Here is a 15,768-nt window from a genome sequence, read left to right on the forward strand (position 1 = left end):
AAATGAAATGGAGGGAACCTTTTTTGATCGATGTAAATAAATTCGAAAGTATGCAAATCGGTTTGGCTTCTCCTGAAAAAATCAGAAGCTGGTCTTACGGTGAAGTAAAAAAACCTGAAACCATTAACTATCGTACGTTGAAACCTGAACGCGAAGGGTTGTTTGACGAGCGTATTTTCGGCCCAACCAAAGACTGGGAATGTGCCTGCGGAAAATACAAACGAATTCGTTATAAAGGAATCGTTTGTGACCGTTGCGGTGTTGAAGTCACTCGCTCAAAAGTTCGTCGTGAACGGATGGGTCACATTGAATTAGCGGCACCTGTATCACATATTTGGTACTTCAAAGGCATTCCTTCACGGATGGGTCTAGTGTTAGACATGAGCCCACGTGCCTTGGAAGAAATCATTTATTTTGCTTCTTATGTCGTGATCGAGCCAGGAAACACTAGTCTTGAGAAGAAACAATTATTGACTGAACGGGAATACCGTGAAAAACGTGACCAATACGGTCAAGAATTTTCAGCAGCGATGGGTGCTGAAGCCATCAAACAATTGTTGGATGGTGTGGATCTAGACGGCGAAGTGGCCGAACTAAAAGAAGAATTGAAAAATGCGACCGGACAAAAACGGACACGTGCGATCCGTCGTTTGGATATCTTAGAAGCTTTCCGTGCTTCAGGAAACAAACCAAGCTGGATGGTCATGGATGTTATTCCAGTTATCCCGCCTGATTTGCGCCCAATGGTCCAATTAGAAGGTGGCCGTTTCGCAACAAGTGACTTGAACGATCTTTATCGCCGTGTAATCAACCGGAACAACCGCTTGAAACGTCTATTAGACTTAAATGCACCGAATATTATTGTTCAAAATGAAAAACGGATGCTCCAAGAAGCAGTGGATGCCTTGATCGATAATGGTCGTCGCGGTCGTCCAGTTGCAGGACCAGGTAACCGTCCATTGAAATCTCTTTCTCATATGTTGAAAGGAAAACAAGGTCGTTTCCGTCAAAACTTGCTAGGTAAACGTGTTGACTATTCTGGTCGTTCCGTTATCGTCGTTGGTCCATTCCTAAAAATGTATCAATGTGGATTGCCAAAAGAAATGGCGATCGAATTGTTCAAACCATTTGTGATGCGTGAATTGGTTTCTCGTGAAATCGCGTCAAACATCAAAAATGCGAAACGTAAAATCGAACGCCAAGAAGATGAAGTTTGGGATGTCCTAGAAGACGTCATCAAAGAACACCCTGTTCTTTTGAACCGGGCACCTACGTTGCACAGACTTGGAATTCAAGCATTTGAACCTGTATTGGTTGAAGGCCGTGCGATTCGTTTGCACCCACTAGTCTGTGAAGCCTACAACGCCGATTTCGATGGAGACCAAATGGCTGTCCACGTGCCATTGAATGAAGAAGCGCAAGCCGAAGCACGGATGTTGATGTTAGCAGCACAAAACATCTTGAATCCGAAAGACGGTAAGCCAGTTGTAACACCATCTCAAGATATGGTCCTAGGGAACTACTACTTGACGATGGAAGAAGAAGGCCGCGAAGGGGAAGGCATGATCTTCCGCGACATGGACGAAGCAGTAACAGCTTGGCGCAATGGTTACGTGCATTTACACACCCGTATTGCGATCAATCCAAACACATTAGGGGACAAACCATTTACTGCAGAACAAAAAGAACGCTTGATGGTAACGACTGTTGGGAAAGTGATCTTCAACTCGATCATGCCAACAGAATTCCCTTACTTGAATGAACCAACAGATTTCAACTTGACAGTCCAAACACCAGATAAGTACTTTGTCGAAGCTGGAACAGATATTCCTGCTTTCATCAAAGAACAAGAACTAGTCGGACCATTCAAGAAGAAAAACTTAGGAAATATTATTTCTGAAGTCTTCAAACGTTTCCGCATCACTGAAACATCACGGATGCTTGACCGCATGAAAGACTTAGGGTATAGCCATTCTACAATGGCCGGTATCACTGTAGGTATTGCAGATATCATGAACTTGCATGAAAAACATGACATCATCGAAAATGCCCACAAACAAGTTGAAACGATCACGAAACAATTCCGTCGTGGTTTGATCACTGATGATGAACGTTATGAACGCGTAATCGGTGTCTGGAATGCCGCGAAAGATGAGATCCAATTGAAACTGATGGAATCATTGGAAGCGAAAAACCCAATCTTCATGATGTCTGATTCTGGAGCCCGTGGTAACATCTCCAACTTTACTCAGCTTGCTGGGATGCGTGGATTGATGGCTGCGCCGAATGGACAAATCATGGAATTACCGATCATTTCAAACTTCCGTGAAGGACTTTCTGTCTTAGAAATGTTTATCTCTACTCACGGGGCTCGTAAAGGAATGACCGATACCGCCTTGAAGACAGCCGATTCTGGTTACTTGACTCGTCGTTTGGTTGACGTGGCGCAAGATGTCATCATTCGTGAAGAAGATTGCGGAACCGACCGTGGCTTAGATATTCAAGCTATTCGTGAAGGTAACGAAATCATCGAATCATTGGAAGAACGCTTGATTGGACGTTACACACGTAAATCAGCGATCCATCCAGAGACTGGTGCAGTCATTGTCGGACCAGATCAATTGATCACTGAAGACCTTGCCAAAGAAATCGTTGACGCAGGAATCGAAACTGTTTCGATCCGTTCCGTCTTTACATGTAATACAAAACATGGTGTATGTAAACATTGTTATGGTCGTAACTTGGCAACTGGTTCAGAAGTTGAAGTTGGTGAAGCAGTTGGTACGATCGCTGCCCAATCAATCGGTGAACCAGGTACTCAGTTGACCATGCGTACATTCCATACCGGTGGGGTAGCCGGTGATGATATCACTCAAGGTCTGCCTCGTGTCCAAGAAATCTTTGAAGCCCGTAATCCGAAAGGTCAAGCGGTCATCACTGAAGTTACCGGTGAAGTAATCGATATCTCTGAAGATGCGTCTACTCGTACGAAAGAAGTGACGATCAAAGGGGAAACTGATACTCGGACCTATACTGTACCATTTACCGCACGTATGAAAGTGGTCGAAGGAGACTTTATCCATCGTGGTGCACCATTGACAGAAGGATCAATCGATCCAAAACAATTGCTGCAAGTACGTGACGTCTTGTCTGTTGAAAACTATCTATTGCGTGAAGTACAACGCGTTTACCGTATGCAAGGGGTAGAAATCGGCGACAAACATATCGAAGTAATGGTTCGTCAAATGTTGCGTAAAGTTCGTGTCATGGATCCAGGTGATTCAGACATCTTGCCAGGAACATTGATGGATATCGCTGACTTTAAAGACCGCAACTACAACACATTAGTTGCCGGCGGGGTTCCTGCTACCAGCCGCCCAGTCTTACTTGGTATCACAAAAGCATCCTTGGAAACAAACAGCTTCTTATCTGCTGCATCCTTCCAAGAAACAACGCGCGTGTTGACAGATGCTGCGATCCGCGGGAAGAAAGATCCATTACTAGGATTGAAGGAAAATGTTATCATCGGTAAGATTATTCCTGCAGGTACTGGTATGGCTCGCTACCGTGAAATGGAACCAAAAGAAGTCACTGTTGCGAGTGAAAATGTCTATAGTATTTCCGACATTGAAGCGCAAATGGCTGCAGAAGATGCATTGAACAACCAAAACTAAACAAAAGCCCGCTGTTTCGCTAATGAAACAGCGGGCTTTTTTGTTAAAGGAAACGCACGATGACTAATGCTAAACTCAAACAAGGAACAAAGGGCAGCATTCGTAATTGGTTTCTGACAAACAGCTTATGCAATGAAAAAAACAAGAGCCCGCAGCAGCTAGCGATAATCAACAGCCACAGGAGTTGGTGAGTAGACAGCCAAGGCGCCCAACCACCAATCAAGAATAAGTCACCATCTCCCAGCTGTTCTTGCCAAACGAAAAAGAATAATGGCAGAAGCAGCAGGAAGTTCTGCCAATGAAAAGGCTGTGCGTTCATGAGATTGGTAAAAGCCAATAAAAACAAAGAAGGATAGAGAATCTCTCCCTTGACACTATAATCGTAGAGATCTGTCAAAGTGAGGAGGTAAGCACTGTTCAACCAGACCAACGCCAGCCAACACTCCCCTACGGATGGTTGTAGGAAAGCAAGCCAGATCAGCCAAGCATAAACGCTTTTTGCCAATAAACTAGCAGCAGTGCAATCCAATAAAACTTGAGCATGCTTGATAAAAGGAAAAAATGGCTGCTGGGCCACGGAATAGAAAATAGGAGGTTTTCTATGAAAATCATCAAAATATTCGCTTGGATCATCCTGCCAGTAAATGGTTTGAATAAACGCATATACCGCTGCACCTAAAATATACCCCCACATCAGATACACTGTCTCCTCCTCCTTTGCCTCATAAAGAAATACGTGAAAAGCTGAGAAATTTTCTCAAGTAGTAGGTTTTGGTGTACTTTTTTTTAGATTCATACTATGCTTGAAATAGAGAATTTAAAGGAGGAATCGTAATGAAATTTGAACAAACAAAAGAAGTGTTGAATCAACTCGTTGCTGACTTAAGTCAAATGGCAATGGTCGTTCACCAAACACACTGGTACATGCGAGGACCTGGCTTTTTAACTTTACATCCAATGATGGATGATTTTATGGATGACTTGAATGATCAATTAGATGTGATCTCTGAACGCTTGATCACATTAGATGGCTCACCATACTCAACATTACGGGAAATGGCAGACAATACACAAATCCCTGATGAAATCGGCAACTGGGACCGTACGATCCCAGAACGTTTAGCTACACTTGTTGAAGGTTATCGTTATCTAGCTGACTTATACCAAAAAGGGATTGAAGTCAGTGGTGAAGAAGGCGATGATCCAACACAAGATATCTTTATCGGCTTCAAAACAGATACTGAAAAACGTATCTGGATGATCCAAGCGCACCTAGGTGAAGCGCCTCAAATCGATCCAGCAAAATCACGTGTGCGTCATTGATTCAGTGAGCATAAAAAAGATTTCTGATCAAACTGTATAAATAGAGTGGAAACCGGAACAGAAGTGTGACTTCTGTTCCGGTTTTTTTCTTTTGCTAAAGAACCTGTCCTTCAGATAGTTCGGTTAAATGAACGATTTTACGCTAAATCTGTCCTTTATTAATGATCAGGGCTTCTTTCGATTTCCAATTTTTTATTCCAAAGTCCACTACTACAGGGTTGTTTTGCTAAAAAATACCTTTTTAAAAGCGATAGAAAACGCTTTCGTATCAAGTGGATTGTGTCTGTCATCCAAAAAAGGAGATTTTTTTCGTTTGTTCAAACATATGAATATTTTCCCATTCGATTTAAATTATAGGTGAGGTGAGGAGAAATGATGAAAAAAATGAGTGTTACACAGAGAATCTATCAAACCGGTGCATTAGCAATTGTCCGCACGGAATCCTTTGAACGAGCGTGTGAAATTGCTGATGGGTGTATCGCCGGTGGTGTACCAGTGATGGAAATGAGTTATACATTGAATAGTGCTGGCGACATCATAAAAAAATTGACAGAAAAATATGGGGATCAATTATGTGTGGGTGCAGGGACAGTTTTTGATAGCGAAACAGCCAGACATGCAATACTGCATGGTGCACAGTTTATTATTGCACCGAATTATTCAAAAGAGGTTGCAAAGATATGTAACCGATACCAAATACCTTATGCACCGGGCTGTACTTCCTTTACAGAGGCTGTCGATTCATTGAGTGCGGGAGCTGCTTTCATCAAAGCCTTTCCAATCTCGGATTTTTATGGTTCTAAACTAGTAACTGTCTTTAAAACACCGATTCCAGATATGCCAATTTTAGCTAGTGGCGGGATCAATCTTGAGAACATAGAAACATGGCTACAACGTGGCGTTGATGTCTGTGGTATCGGGAGCCTATTGACAAAAGGAACGGTGGCAGAAATTAGGACCAATGCGGAAGCGATTCATACTGTCGTCCAAAAATACCGTAAGTAGTTTTGGAAAAAAGAGTGGGTAAAGGAAATTTAACAAGCAACAATTAGAAACCGCTTACTAAGTAATAGGAAAGAAAAGGGGAAAATATATGAGTATTGCACTGACAAGAGTAGATTTTAGACTAATTCATGGACAGGTGATCACTCGCTGGCTAAAGCAATGTGATATCAACGAAATCGTGACAGTAGATACAGCACTAAGCAAAGATGAGTTTATGCAAGATGTTTTTAAAATGGCTGCACCTAAAGGGGTTCGGATTCGGATTCTTTCTGTCGAAGAAGCTGTCGCAGCGCAAGAAAATGGCGAATTTGAGAGAAATCGTATTTTGGTTTTACTAAAAAGTGTTCAAGAATTGACCAATGCGATCAACGCCGGTTTGGCATTACCCGAAATTCAAATTGGCGGCTTAGGTGGGGGCCCTGGTAGAAAGGCAGTCAACAATGCCATTACGCTTGATCGCAAAGATGCCGATCAATTATTAGCGATTGAGTCTAAAGGAATCAATGTCTATTTTCAAACGACACCAGATTACCCTTCAGAAACACTTCAAAATGCAGTAAAAAAATTAGCATAAAGAGTAAGGAGTGAAAACATGGTTATTCAATCAGCTTTAGTCGGTTTAATTTATTGGTTAGCAATGGGTCGTGCGAGTTACTTCGTTTCTTTTGCCTTTAGAAAACCGGTAGTTTTAGGTGTTTTTATTGGTCTCGTATATGGGGATGTTCAAGCTGGACTATTATATGGAGCAACGATTCAGTTGATGTACATGGGTGGGATCGAGGCTGGTGGGAATATTCCAAGCGATCAAGCTTTAGCAGCATGTATCGCTATTCCAGCAGCCTTAGCTAGTGGTCTAGAGGCTAGCGCAGCAGTTGCTTTAGCAGTACCATTCGGTGTACTTGGTGTATTGATCAACAATGTTCGTCGTACGATCAACTCATTTTATAATACGCGTGCTGATGCGTTGGTTGAAGCGAATAAATATGATCAATTGTCTTTATTCTCTTTCGTGATTCCTTGGTTAACGAACGGTGTTCTATACTTTACACCGGTATTTATCGCAACCTTATTTGGCACAAATGTCATTCAGGCATTCTTAAATGTTATTCCGGAATGGTTAATGAATGGATTAGCCAATGCAGGAGGAATGTTGCCGGCATTAGGATTTGCATTGACTCTGGTCGTGATGGGTAAAAAACAATATTTACCATTTTTCGTTTTAGGGTTCTTTATGTATGCAGTTCTAGGATTCTCAATGTTGACAGGGGCAGTCTTTGCTGTATGTATTGCAATGATTAGTTCATTATTCAAACAAAATTCTGATGAGGGGGAATTTGCATGAGTGCAGAAATGACAGTTGCTACTGAAAAAAAGGTTACGAAATTGGATTTGTTAAAAGCATGGTGGAAATGGACATTAGCTGTCGAGGTTCCGGTTAGCTTTGACCGAATGCAGGCTTTAGCTTTCAGCTATTCATTAAATAAGACACTTCAAAAAATTTATAAAGATGACCCAGAAGAATTACAAGCAGCGATGAAACGACATGTACAAATGTTTAATACGAATTGTGATTGGGGAAGTATTATTCATGGAATCGTCATTTCTTTAGAAGAACAGCGGGCTAATGGAAATGAAGAGATTACACCTGAAGTCATCGAGTCGTTAAAAATTGGTTTAATGGGACCTTTAGCAGGGATTGGTGATAGCGTCGACCAAGGTATCGTAGCTACAATACCACTCGCGATTTTTGTACCTATGGCTTTGAACGGATCAATTCTAGCAGCATTTATCCCAGGAGTTATCTACATCGCATGGAGTTTTGGCTGGTCATGGTTTTTGATTAATAAAGGATACACTCTAGGAAAGAGTTCTGTATTAAATATTTTGAATTCTGGATCAATCAAAAAAGTCATCGACATTGCGAGTATTGTTGGTCTCTTTATGATTGGGTGTCTGTCTGCGGCGTATGTCAATTTTTCGACGATTCTTGAATTTAGCAATGAAACAGGGACAACCTCGGTTCAAGAAATTATTGACGGTATGCTACCGAGCTTTCTGCCTTTCTGTTTAGTTATGGCAATGTATTTTTATATCATGAAAAAAGGACCCAAATACCTGCAGATCATTATTGCGACGATGCTCTTTGCAATCGCGCTAACCTTTTTTGGTATTTTGTAAGGAAGATTGGAGAAAACGCAAATGAAGATAGTCATTACACCTCGCGGTTTTGCAAATTATGGGGAAAAGGAATTGGACAAACTGCGTTCTCACGGATTTCAAGTGAGTTATAACAACACTGGTCAAGCTTATTCACCTGAAAAATTTCTTGAATTATCAAAGGATGCGGATGGGATTATTGTTGGTGTCGATCTTATTGATCAGGCATTTATCGATCAGTGCCCACAGTTAAAAGTGATTTGCAAATTCGGTGTCGGAACCGACAACATCGATGTTGCTTACGCGGAATCGAAAGGAATTTATGTTGGACGAACCATTGGCTCTAATTCTATCGCTGTCGCAGAACATGTTATGGCGTTAATTTACAGTGAATCAAAAAATATTTATGAAACGGTTCGTGAAGTCAAAGAAGGAGAATGGCAGAAACCTACCGGCAGAGAATTATATGGAAAAACAATTGGTATCATTGGATTTGGTGCGATTGGGAAACAGTTAGCACGACAAGCACAGGGTGTTGGGATGCATGTTCGGATTTATGACGTTTATGATGTGCCGGTTGAAGAGCTGAAACAGTATGATGCAGAGCAACTAGCATTGGAAACATTGCTGCAGGAATCGGATTACGTCTCACTACATTTACCTTTAACGGAAAAAACTAAAAATCTAATCTCAACTGCTGAATTAAACAGAATGAAAGATAATGCTTGTTTAATCAATACTGCACGAGGAGGCATTGTTGACGAGGAGGCGTTATCTAAAGCTTTAGCTGGGAAAGTCATTCGCAGTGCTTGTTTCGATGTATTTAGTTCAGAGCCGCCGAAATCTGAGGACCCATTGCTTGCGAGGGAAAACTTCTATCTAACACCCCATACAGGTGCCAGAACGATTGAATCCGAAGCCAGAACTTGCGAAATTTCAACGGATATTGTTTTGAGTAAATTGCTAAACTATGAAGGAGAGAGAAAATGACTAAATTGAATCTAGTCGTGGCAACTCACGGATCATTTGGCGCAGAATTGACTCGTTCGGCTGAAATGATCGTAGGAAAGACGGTGAATGTCTATAGCCTATCACTGCTTCCCGATAAATCTTTTGAAAACTTTTTGGCAGAAGCCAATGAATTATTTGAAACCATTAGTGGGCCAACGATTGCTTTAGTTGATCTATTTGGAGGAACACCCTCCAATGTACTGACGGCGTTGACCAAAAAATACCAGCATAAAGTGGTGACTGGTGTAAACTTGCCAATGTTTATTGATTTATATATGAAAGGCACAACTGCCGAGACGATTGATCTGGATGCGTTTGTTGAGAGTTGTTTTACGGTTGCAAAAGAAAGTGTTGTTTTAACAAATGAACAGTTATTGAGTGAAGGAGACTAAAAGATGTTTGAAGGAATAATTACCCCAATTGTCACCCCTTTTCATAGAGATACAGCTGAAACCATCAATTATGAGGCAATGGAAAACTTGGTGGATCATCTGATTGAAAAAGGTGTGTCTGGAATATTCCCCTTAGGAAGTAACGGGGAGTTTCATGTGTTAAATTCAGAAGAAAAAATGGCTTTTTCAAAAGCGGTCATTGATCATGTGGCAAAACGAGTACCTGTTTATATTGGAACTGGCGCATGTTCTACAAAAGAAACGATCGAACTATCACAAAAAGCGGAGTCACTGGGAGCCGATGCTTTATCTGTCATAACGCCTTATTTTATAACCCCATCTGATGAAGAAATTTTGCAGCATTATCAAAAGGTAGCGAACAGTGTACAGATCCCAATCATTCTATACAATATTCCTAAAAATACTGGATGTAATATTTCGAAAGAAGTTTTGAGAGAGTTGACAAAATTACCCAATGTTTTAGGAATCAAGGATAGCAGCGGAGACTTGAACAACTTAAAGGACTACCTAGAAGTAACTGGGGGCACAAAGGTTAACGTGTTGGTTGGATCTGACTCGAAAATTTTAGCCGGCTATAAACTAGGCGCATCTGGGGCAATTGCTGGTACAAGCAATTTAATCACGGAAACGATCGTGAGCTTGGATCAGGCAATCAGAGGGAATAACTGGGAATCAGCGGAGAAATTACAAAATGACATTGAAGAATTACGTGGTGCATTAAAATTAGGAACAGTACCTTCAATATTAAAAAGAGCAATTGAATTGGCTGCGATTGCCGAAGTAGGTCCCGCTCGACGACCAGTGAAAGAAACAACAGCATCCGATGACAGGAAAATTTTGTCTATGCTAAAGTATTACAATTTAATTGATTAAGTGTGAGGATTCTTTAAAAATTTGTTGATAAGAAATGTTATGTTTATGCTGGATCCGTATTTTTTAGCTTGAGGTGAATATAATGAATTTGGAGCAAATTTTTAAAGAATTTATTTTTGTTGTACAAGAAAATCCCAAATATACGATTGGCCTTATAGATAATTATGGAAAAGTTATTTCCAGTAGCGATAAAAGAAAAAATGGTACTTTGATCGACCTAAGTCAACAAGGTAAAGACGACCACTTCTATAAAATTGCTGTTGAAGAGAAAGACTATGGTTATTTATGGGTAAATGGACAGGATGATAGTTTAAGTATTGTGGCAAATTTGCTGTCAGAGTCGCTTAAAACAAGAATTATTTATGAAATGAATCAAGAAGCTGCTAGACAAAGTTTAAGTTTGGAAGAACAATTGATCAAAGCACTGATTGCCAAGAGGAATTTTAGCATTGACGAAGTTCTGCGTCTTGTTCAAGAACTGCACATTGATGGAACAAAGCCAAGAGTAGCAATCCGTATAGTCAAAGGAACAGCTTTTGATGTGCAAGAAGTGACAAACTTAAAGTACAAAATCAATGAAGATGAGACTATTTACTCATTGATGGCAGATAATGAGATAATTATGTTTAAAGTCATCCCAAAAAATTTGATGGAGCTGACGGTCAAAGACTATCTCAACAGTTTTATTCGCGATCTGCAAGAATGGGGATTAAGTGACTGCTATTTTTATGTAGGCAGTGTGCAAAATAAGTTGCGGCTATTCCAGTCAAGCTATCAACATACATATTGGCTGAAGAGAAATTTTGCAATGGAAGGACAAAAGATTTACCATTTTTGGGACTACGTCCTTAATTACCTAGCAAATCGAGTTCCTCACCAAGAAGTAACGAATCTGTTTGATTATTTTAATGGAGGAATCAACAAAATTGATACTGCTGAACTGATCAGTATTGCAAGACATTTATACACTAATGATTATAATCTGACACAGACAGCAGAAAGTTTGTTTTTACACAAAAATACTCTAGTGTATAAAATCAAACGATTTGAGGAACTATTTCATATCGATATTCGTGGGAGTTTTCAAGGTAAGATCCAGTTTTATTTACTAGCTAACTATTTAAGTGATAATGACAAGCGTGAGCAGGCAGGTGAGATCTATGAGTAAGAAAGTGAAATTAGTCAGAGTGGACAAACGGTTGTTGCATGCAACAGTGGCATTGAATTGGAACAACTTCATTAATGCTAGTTATATCGCGATTGTAGATCCTACTCATAAAGATGATCCTTTCCTGGAGAAAGTTTTGCAGCTTAGCTTTTCTAATAAAAGTAAAGTTAGTATCTTCTCAGTCGATCAATTATTGGAATTTTTAGCACAGGACACGGAAGAAAAATGCAATGTAATGATTATTTTCAAAAATATTTGTGCGCTAAGAGAGGCTGTGAATAAGGGGTTTTCTTCAAAAGAAGTGCAACTTCCTTATCCAGCAAGTCGAATTCTCTTGAAGAAAATCGATGAATATTTCACTCAGGAAGAAATGACAGCTATACGAGAAATCCAAGAAAAAGGCGTCAAGTTTTTCTTCCAAACGACACCTATGGATACAAAAGATTATTCGGTTTTCAATAAATAGAAATCAGGTGAAAGAATGGGATTGAGTTATGATCAGTGTGTACTAGATGAGTTGGCTTTAGCGATGGACAAAATCGATGAAGGATCTTTAGAAGCTGCGAAAGAGACGATTCTCCAAACAGAAGCTGACGGAGGGCGCGTCCATGTAACGGGGATCGGAAAACCCTCTTATGTTGCGGGATATATTGCTTCATTGCTTTCATCCACCGGTACGCCAAGCTATTTTTTAGATGGAACGGAAGCGGTCCATGGATCAAGTGGTCAAGTAAAAGCTGGTGATGTAGTGATCGCTATTTCTAACAGTGGGGAAACCAAAGAACTACTCTATACAGTTGAGACACTTAAGAATAATGGTGCAAAAATTATCGGCGTCTCCAAAAGAAGTGACTCTACGCTCAGTCATTTATCGGATGTTTCCCTATGCGCGGCAGTTCATAAAGAAGGGGATCTATTGAACAAGCCGCCTCGCTTATCGGTTTTGGTACAAATCATTGTTTTACAAAAGCTATCGCTACTCTTGCAAGAAGCTCGAAAGTTAACCCCAGAAATGTATGTGCAATGGCATCCAGGGGGAGCGATTGGCGAGTCGCTAATACAGCAGGAAAATTGCTAAAGGATACGAATTTTGATTAGATGATTTTTGATTAAGATAGGTAACAATCAAAAGGTTAGTTGTTCTTAATCCAACAGGTACTTGTATAGGAAAACGATAACAAGTTTTTCACTATCAGAATTTATAAAGCACAGGCTTTCGTATTTCTGATAGACATAAAAAAGGCTTTGACAGAAGCCCTTCAGCAAACAGAATAATCAAACGATGAGATTGTCTCTGCAGTTAGCAGAACCGATTCGCAAATAGGTAATGGATCACACCATTCATTTATCATCGTTGAGATTATTTTGGTTAGCTAGTTCTTCTGCAGCCTTTTTTTTATGCCAATGCCAAGGATTGCTTGGCGGCTTCGATCTGTTGTTTGACTTGGTCAAATCCGGTACCGCCGTAAGAATGCCGGTTCTTGACTGCCGTATAAGAGTCCAGTTTATCGTAAATGTCAGCTTCGATCACTGGCTGGACTGCTTGATACTCTTCTAGTGGGATATCCTGTAGATAAATGCCTTTACTGAGGCACTCACTCACCAATTTACCAACGATTTCATGGGCTTGTCGGAAAGGAATTCCTTTACCTGCTAAATAATCCGACAGTTCAGTGGCATTGGAAAAGTCTTTTTCTGTCGAACGTTTCATTCGCTCATGGTTGACTTGCATCGTTTGGATCATTCCGGTCATGATCTGCAAGCTTTTCACAATGGTTTCGGTGGTATCGAACATGCCTTCTTTGTCTTCTTGGAAATCTTTGTTATAAGCCAAAGGCAGACCTTTCATGACCGTCAATAAACTAAAAAGGTTGCCATAGACACGTCCTGTTTTGCCGCGGATCAATTCCGCCATGTCAGGATTCTTTTTTTGCGGCATGATTGAACTACCTGTAGAGAAAGTATCCGTCAATTCCACGAATTGAAACTCATGACTGCACCAAAGAATCAACTCTTCACAAAAACGAGAAAGATGCATCATCAAAATCGCGGCATTACTCAAAAATTCCAGAATAAAATCACGGTCACTAACGGCATCCAGACTATTGCTGTAAATCGAGCCAAAACCTAATGCTTCCGCACTATAGGCACGGTCGATAGGGAATGTGGTGCCAGCCAATGCAGCACTGCCTAAAGGCATGATATCGATCCGAGTGAGACTTTCTGTAAACCGTTCTTGATCGCGGGTCAACATGCTGTAATAGGCTAACAAGTGATGGGCAAAAGAAATCGGCTGTGCATGCTGCAGGTGAGTATAGCCGGGCATGATCGTGTAGATATTGCTTTCAGCTTGCTCCACTAGTACGTGACGGAACGCCGCAATCAAGTCGATGACTTCCTTTACCACATCCTTCAAGTACAAGTGCATATCCGTCGCAACTTGATCATTCCGACTCCGGGCCGTATGCAATTTGCCAGCGACGGGTCCAATTTCTTCATGTAAAAAGGTCTCGATATTCAAATGAATATCTTCGTTCTCAATCGAAAAGGTCAGTTCACCATCCGCTAATTTTTCTTGGATCGCTAACAAGCCTTGAATGATTTTGTTGCCATCTGCTTCATCAATGATCCCCGTGTGGATCAGCATTTTGACGTGAGCCAAACTGCCTTGGATGTCCTGTTTTGCCAATAATTGATCGAAAGGAATCGACGCTCCAAAGGCATCGATCCATGCTTCATTTTTGCCGTCGAAACGACCGCCCCATAATTTTGCCATTTTGCTCACCTCGAAAGAAACTTGACTTCACCCTCAAAAGGAAAAAGTCACCTTATTGACTAAATCAGTGTTTCTGTTAATTGCTGTTGTGCCTGAATCTCTGCGTGGACCTTGCTAGGCAGTCCCCATAATTTGATGAATCCGATCGCCGCGTGTTGATCGAAGGTATCGGCAGACGTATAAGTCGCCAAGTTTTCATCGTAAAGACTGTTCTCTGACTTACGTCCTTCACAGATGACATTGCCTTTGAACAATTTCAAACGTACGATCCCATTGACATAGACTTGTGTGTTTTTTAGAAAAGCGATCAAGGCATCGGTTAAGGGATTGAACCAGAGGCCATCATAAATTACTTGGGCCAGTTGCTGCTCGATGATTGGTTTGAAATGGGCCAACTCGCGAACAAAAACCAAATCCTCTAATTCTTTATGAGCTGTCATTAGAGCCATCGCTCCCGGACATTCGTAGACTTCACGAGATTTGATTCCCACTAAACGGTTTTCGATGTGGTCGATCCGACCAATACCATGTTCGCCGGCTAGACGATTCATTTTCATAATCAATTCGGCCAGATTCAGTGTTTCGCCATCCAATGCGGTAGGAATCCCTTGATCAAAAGTAATCTCAACGATCGTCGGTACATCAGGAGTATCTTCCAATTCTTGCGTAATGGCATAAGCGCCTCTAGGGGGAGTCGCCCATGGATCTTCTAAGACCCCGCATTCGCAAGCCCGGCCCCAAAGATTTTGATCGATCGAATAAGGGTTATCCAAATCGGCAGGAATCGGCACCCCTTTTTCAGCGGCATAGGCAATCTCTTCTTCCCGGGACCATTTCCATTCCCGAACCGGAGCAATGACTTTCAAGTGAGGGGCTAATGCGGCAATCGCGACCTCGAACCGGACTTGGTCATTTCCTTTACCGGTACAGCCGTGAGCAACGGTAGTCGCTCCTGTAGCGATAGCTAATTCCACCAACTTCTTAGCAATCAATGGACGAGAAAGGGCAGAGACCAGCGGATAGGAGTTCTCATAGAAGGTATTCCCTTGTAAGGCAATCAATGCAAAGTCTTGGGCAAACTCTTCTCGGGCATCAATCGCATAGGATTCGATGGCACCCACATCGAGTGCTTTGTCTTTGATTGATTGTGTATCACGGCCTTCGCCAATATCCAGACAGCACGCCACCACATCATATCCTTGATCTGTCAGCCATTTAATGGAAACAGACGTATCAAGTCCACCAGAATACGCTAAAATTACTTTTTCTTTCATAATGATTAACTCCCATCCTTAAGTTCAAGTAAGATGAAGCTATCGTAACAGAATAAAAATAAGAAATCAAGAGAAAAAGTAAATATTTATACAA

At 41.1% G+C, this 15,768-nt stretch carries 15 protein-coding genes; 12 read left to right on the top strand and 3 right to left on the bottom strand.

Going from position 1 to position 15,768, the window contains the following annotated elements:
- Positions 1 to 23: 23 nt before the first annotated feature.
- Positions 24 to 3,674, top strand: coding sequence for a DNA-directed RNA polymerase subunit beta' (rpoC, locus tag HED61_RS03195; RefSeq protein ID WP_003128876.1), 3,651 nt, complete (start codon positions 24 to 26; stop codon positions 3,672 to 3,674).
- 43 nt (positions 3,675 to 3,717) lie between these two features.
- On the opposite strand, the gene HED61_RS03200 is transcribed toward rpoC, so the two are convergent.
- Positions 3,718 to 4,368 carry a hypothetical protein gene (locus HED61_RS03200; RefSeq protein ID WP_029487379.1) on the bottom strand — a complete coding sequence of 217 codons (651 nt, stop codon included), beginning with the start codon at positions 4,366 to 4,368 and terminating at the stop codon, positions 3,718 to 3,720.
- A gap of 140 nt (positions 4,369 to 4,508) precedes the next feature.
- On the opposite strand from HED61_RS03200, the gene HED61_RS03205 reads away from it, so the two are divergent.
- The 11 genes from HED61_RS03205 (at position 4,509) to HED61_RS03255 (ending at position 12,702) form a co-directional block, all read left to right on the top strand.
- Positions 4,509 to 4,997, top strand: a complete 489-nt coding sequence (locus HED61_RS03205) for a Dps family protein (RefSeq protein ID WP_003128880.1) — start codon at positions 4,509 to 4,511, stop codon at positions 4,995 to 4,997.
- A gap of 375 nt (positions 4,998 to 5,372) precedes the next feature.
- Positions 5,373 to 6,002 (top strand): beta/alpha barrel domain-containing protein, encoded by a 630-nt coding sequence (locus HED61_RS03210; protein ID WP_029487380.1) that lies wholly within the window; start codon positions 5,373 to 5,375, stop codon positions 6,000 to 6,002.
- Between the two features lie 88 nt (positions 6,003 to 6,090).
- Positions 6,091 to 6,576, top strand: a complete 486-nt coding sequence (locus tag HED61_RS03215; RefSeq protein ID WP_003128882.1) for a PTS system mannose/fructose/N-acetylgalactosamine-transporter subunit IIB — start codon at positions 6,091 to 6,093, stop codon at positions 6,574 to 6,576.
- A gap of 18 nt (positions 6,577 to 6,594) precedes the next feature.
- Positions 6,595 to 7,344 (top strand): PTS mannose/fructose/sorbose/N-acetylgalactosamine transporter subunit IIC, encoded by a 750-nt coding sequence (locus HED61_RS03220; protein ID WP_005469783.1) that lies wholly within the window; start codon positions 6,595 to 6,597, stop codon positions 7,342 to 7,344.
- Entirely contained in the window at positions 7,341 to 8,180 is an 840-nt protein-coding gene (locus HED61_RS03225) for a PTS system mannose/fructose/sorbose family transporter subunit IID (RefSeq protein WP_003128884.1), read from the top strand. The genes HED61_RS03220 and HED61_RS03225 overlap by 4 nt, the downstream gene beginning before the upstream one ends.
- A gap of 21 nt (positions 8,181 to 8,201) precedes the next feature.
- Complete coding sequence (locus tag HED61_RS03230) at positions 8,202 to 9,149, top strand: phosphoglycerate dehydrogenase (RefSeq protein WP_003128885.1); 948 nt, start codon at positions 8,202 to 8,204, stop codon at positions 9,147 to 9,149.
- Entirely contained in the window at positions 9,146 to 9,562 is a 417-nt protein-coding gene (locus HED61_RS03235) for a PTS sugar transporter subunit IIA (protein ID WP_003128886.1), read from the top strand. The genes HED61_RS03230 and HED61_RS03235 overlap by 4 nt, the downstream gene beginning before the upstream one ends.
- 3 nt (positions 9,563 to 9,565) lie before the next feature.
- Positions 9,566 to 10,456 (top strand): 4-hydroxy-tetrahydrodipicolinate synthase, encoded by an 891-nt coding sequence (gene dapA / locus HED61_RS03240; RefSeq protein ID WP_005469785.1) that lies wholly within the window; start codon positions 9,566 to 9,568, stop codon positions 10,454 to 10,456.
- An 82-nt stretch (positions 10,457 to 10,538) separates the two neighbouring features.
- Positions 10,539 to 11,624: a PucR family transcriptional regulator gene (locus HED61_RS03245; protein ID WP_003128888.1), complete on the top strand. Its 1,086-nt coding sequence runs from the start codon at positions 10,539 to 10,541 to the stop codon at positions 11,622 to 11,624.
- Complete coding sequence (locus HED61_RS03250) at positions 11,617 to 12,090, top strand: PTS sugar transporter subunit IIB (protein ID WP_005469787.1); 474 nt, start codon at positions 11,617 to 11,619, stop codon at positions 12,088 to 12,090. The genes HED61_RS03245 and HED61_RS03250 overlap by 8 nt, the downstream gene beginning before the upstream one ends.
- A 15-nt stretch (positions 12,091 to 12,105) precedes the next feature.
- Positions 12,106 to 12,702 carry an SIS domain-containing protein gene (locus HED61_RS03255; RefSeq protein WP_003128893.1) on the top strand — a complete coding sequence of 199 codons (597 nt, stop codon included), beginning with the start codon at positions 12,106 to 12,108 and terminating at the stop codon, positions 12,700 to 12,702.
- 318 nt (positions 12,703 to 13,020) lie between these two features.
- Here HED61_RS03255 and argH read toward each other — a convergent pair whose 3' ends face one another.
- Both argH and HED61_RS03265 read right to left on the bottom strand, forming a co-directional pair.
- Positions 13,021 to 14,400: an argininosuccinate lyase gene (gene argH, locus HED61_RS03260; protein ID WP_029487381.1), complete on the bottom strand. Its 1,380-nt coding sequence runs from the start codon at positions 14,398 to 14,400 to the stop codon at positions 13,021 to 13,023.
- 59 nt (positions 14,401 to 14,459) lie between these two features.
- A complete protein-coding gene (locus HED61_RS03265; RefSeq protein WP_003128896.1) occupies positions 14,460 to 15,674 on the bottom strand; it encodes an argininosuccinate synthase in 1,215 nt (404 codons plus the stop codon).
- Positions 15,675 to 15,768 lie beyond the last annotated feature (94 nt).

It is taken from the genome of Enterococcus gallinarum (assembly GCF_021496385.1).
Lineage (GTDB): Bacteria > Bacillota > Bacilli > Lactobacillales > Enterococcaceae > Enterococcus_D > Enterococcus_D gallinarum.

Excerpts from the sequence above, each read along its gene's own strand:
- HED61_RS03200 (WP_029487379.1), bottom strand. The coding sequence starts at position 4,368 with ATGTGGGGGTATATTTTAGGTGCAGCGGTATATGCGTTTATTCAAACC.
- HED61_RS03205 (WP_003128880.1), top strand. The coding sequence starts at position 4,509 with ATGAAATTTGAACAAACAAAAGAAGTGTTGAATCAACTCGTTGCTGAC.
- HED61_RS03210 (WP_029487380.1), top strand. The coding sequence starts at position 5,373 with ATGAAAAAAATGAGTGTTACACAGAGAATCTATCAAACCGGTGCATTA.
- HED61_RS03215 (WP_003128882.1), top strand. The coding sequence starts at position 6,091 with ATGAGTATTGCACTGACAAGAGTAGATTTTAGACTAATTCATGGACAG.
- HED61_RS03220 (WP_005469783.1), top strand. The coding sequence starts at position 6,595 with ATGGTTATTCAATCAGCTTTAGTCGGTTTAATTTATTGGTTAGCAATG.
- HED61_RS03225 (WP_003128884.1), top strand. The coding sequence starts at position 7,341 with ATGAGTGCAGAAATGACAGTTGCTACTGAAAAAAAGGTTACGAAATTG.
- HED61_RS03230 (WP_003128885.1), top strand. The coding sequence starts at position 8,202 with ATGAAGATAGTCATTACACCTCGCGGTTTTGCAAATTATGGGGAAAAG.
- HED61_RS03235 (WP_003128886.1), top strand. The coding sequence starts at position 9,146 with ATGACTAAATTGAATCTAGTCGTGGCAACTCACGGATCATTTGGCGCA.
- dapA (WP_005469785.1), top strand. The coding sequence starts at position 9,566 with ATGTTTGAAGGAATAATTACCCCAATTGTCACCCCTTTTCATAGAGAT.
- HED61_RS03245 (WP_003128888.1), top strand. The coding sequence starts at position 10,539 with ATGAATTTGGAGCAAATTTTTAAAGAATTTATTTTTGTTGTACAAGAA.
- HED61_RS03250 (WP_005469787.1), top strand. The coding sequence starts at position 11,617 with ATGAGTAAGAAAGTGAAATTAGTCAGAGTGGACAAACGGTTGTTGCAT.
- HED61_RS03255 (WP_003128893.1), top strand. The coding sequence starts at position 12,106 with ATGGGATTGAGTTATGATCAGTGTGTACTAGATGAGTTGGCTTTAGCG.
- argH (WP_029487381.1), bottom strand. The coding sequence starts at position 14,400 with ATGGCAAAATTATGGGGCGGTCGTTTCGACGGCAAAAATGAAGCATGG.
- HED61_RS03265 (WP_003128896.1), bottom strand. The coding sequence starts at position 15,674 with ATGAAAGAAAAAGTAATTTTAGCGTATTCTGGTGGACTTGATACGTCT.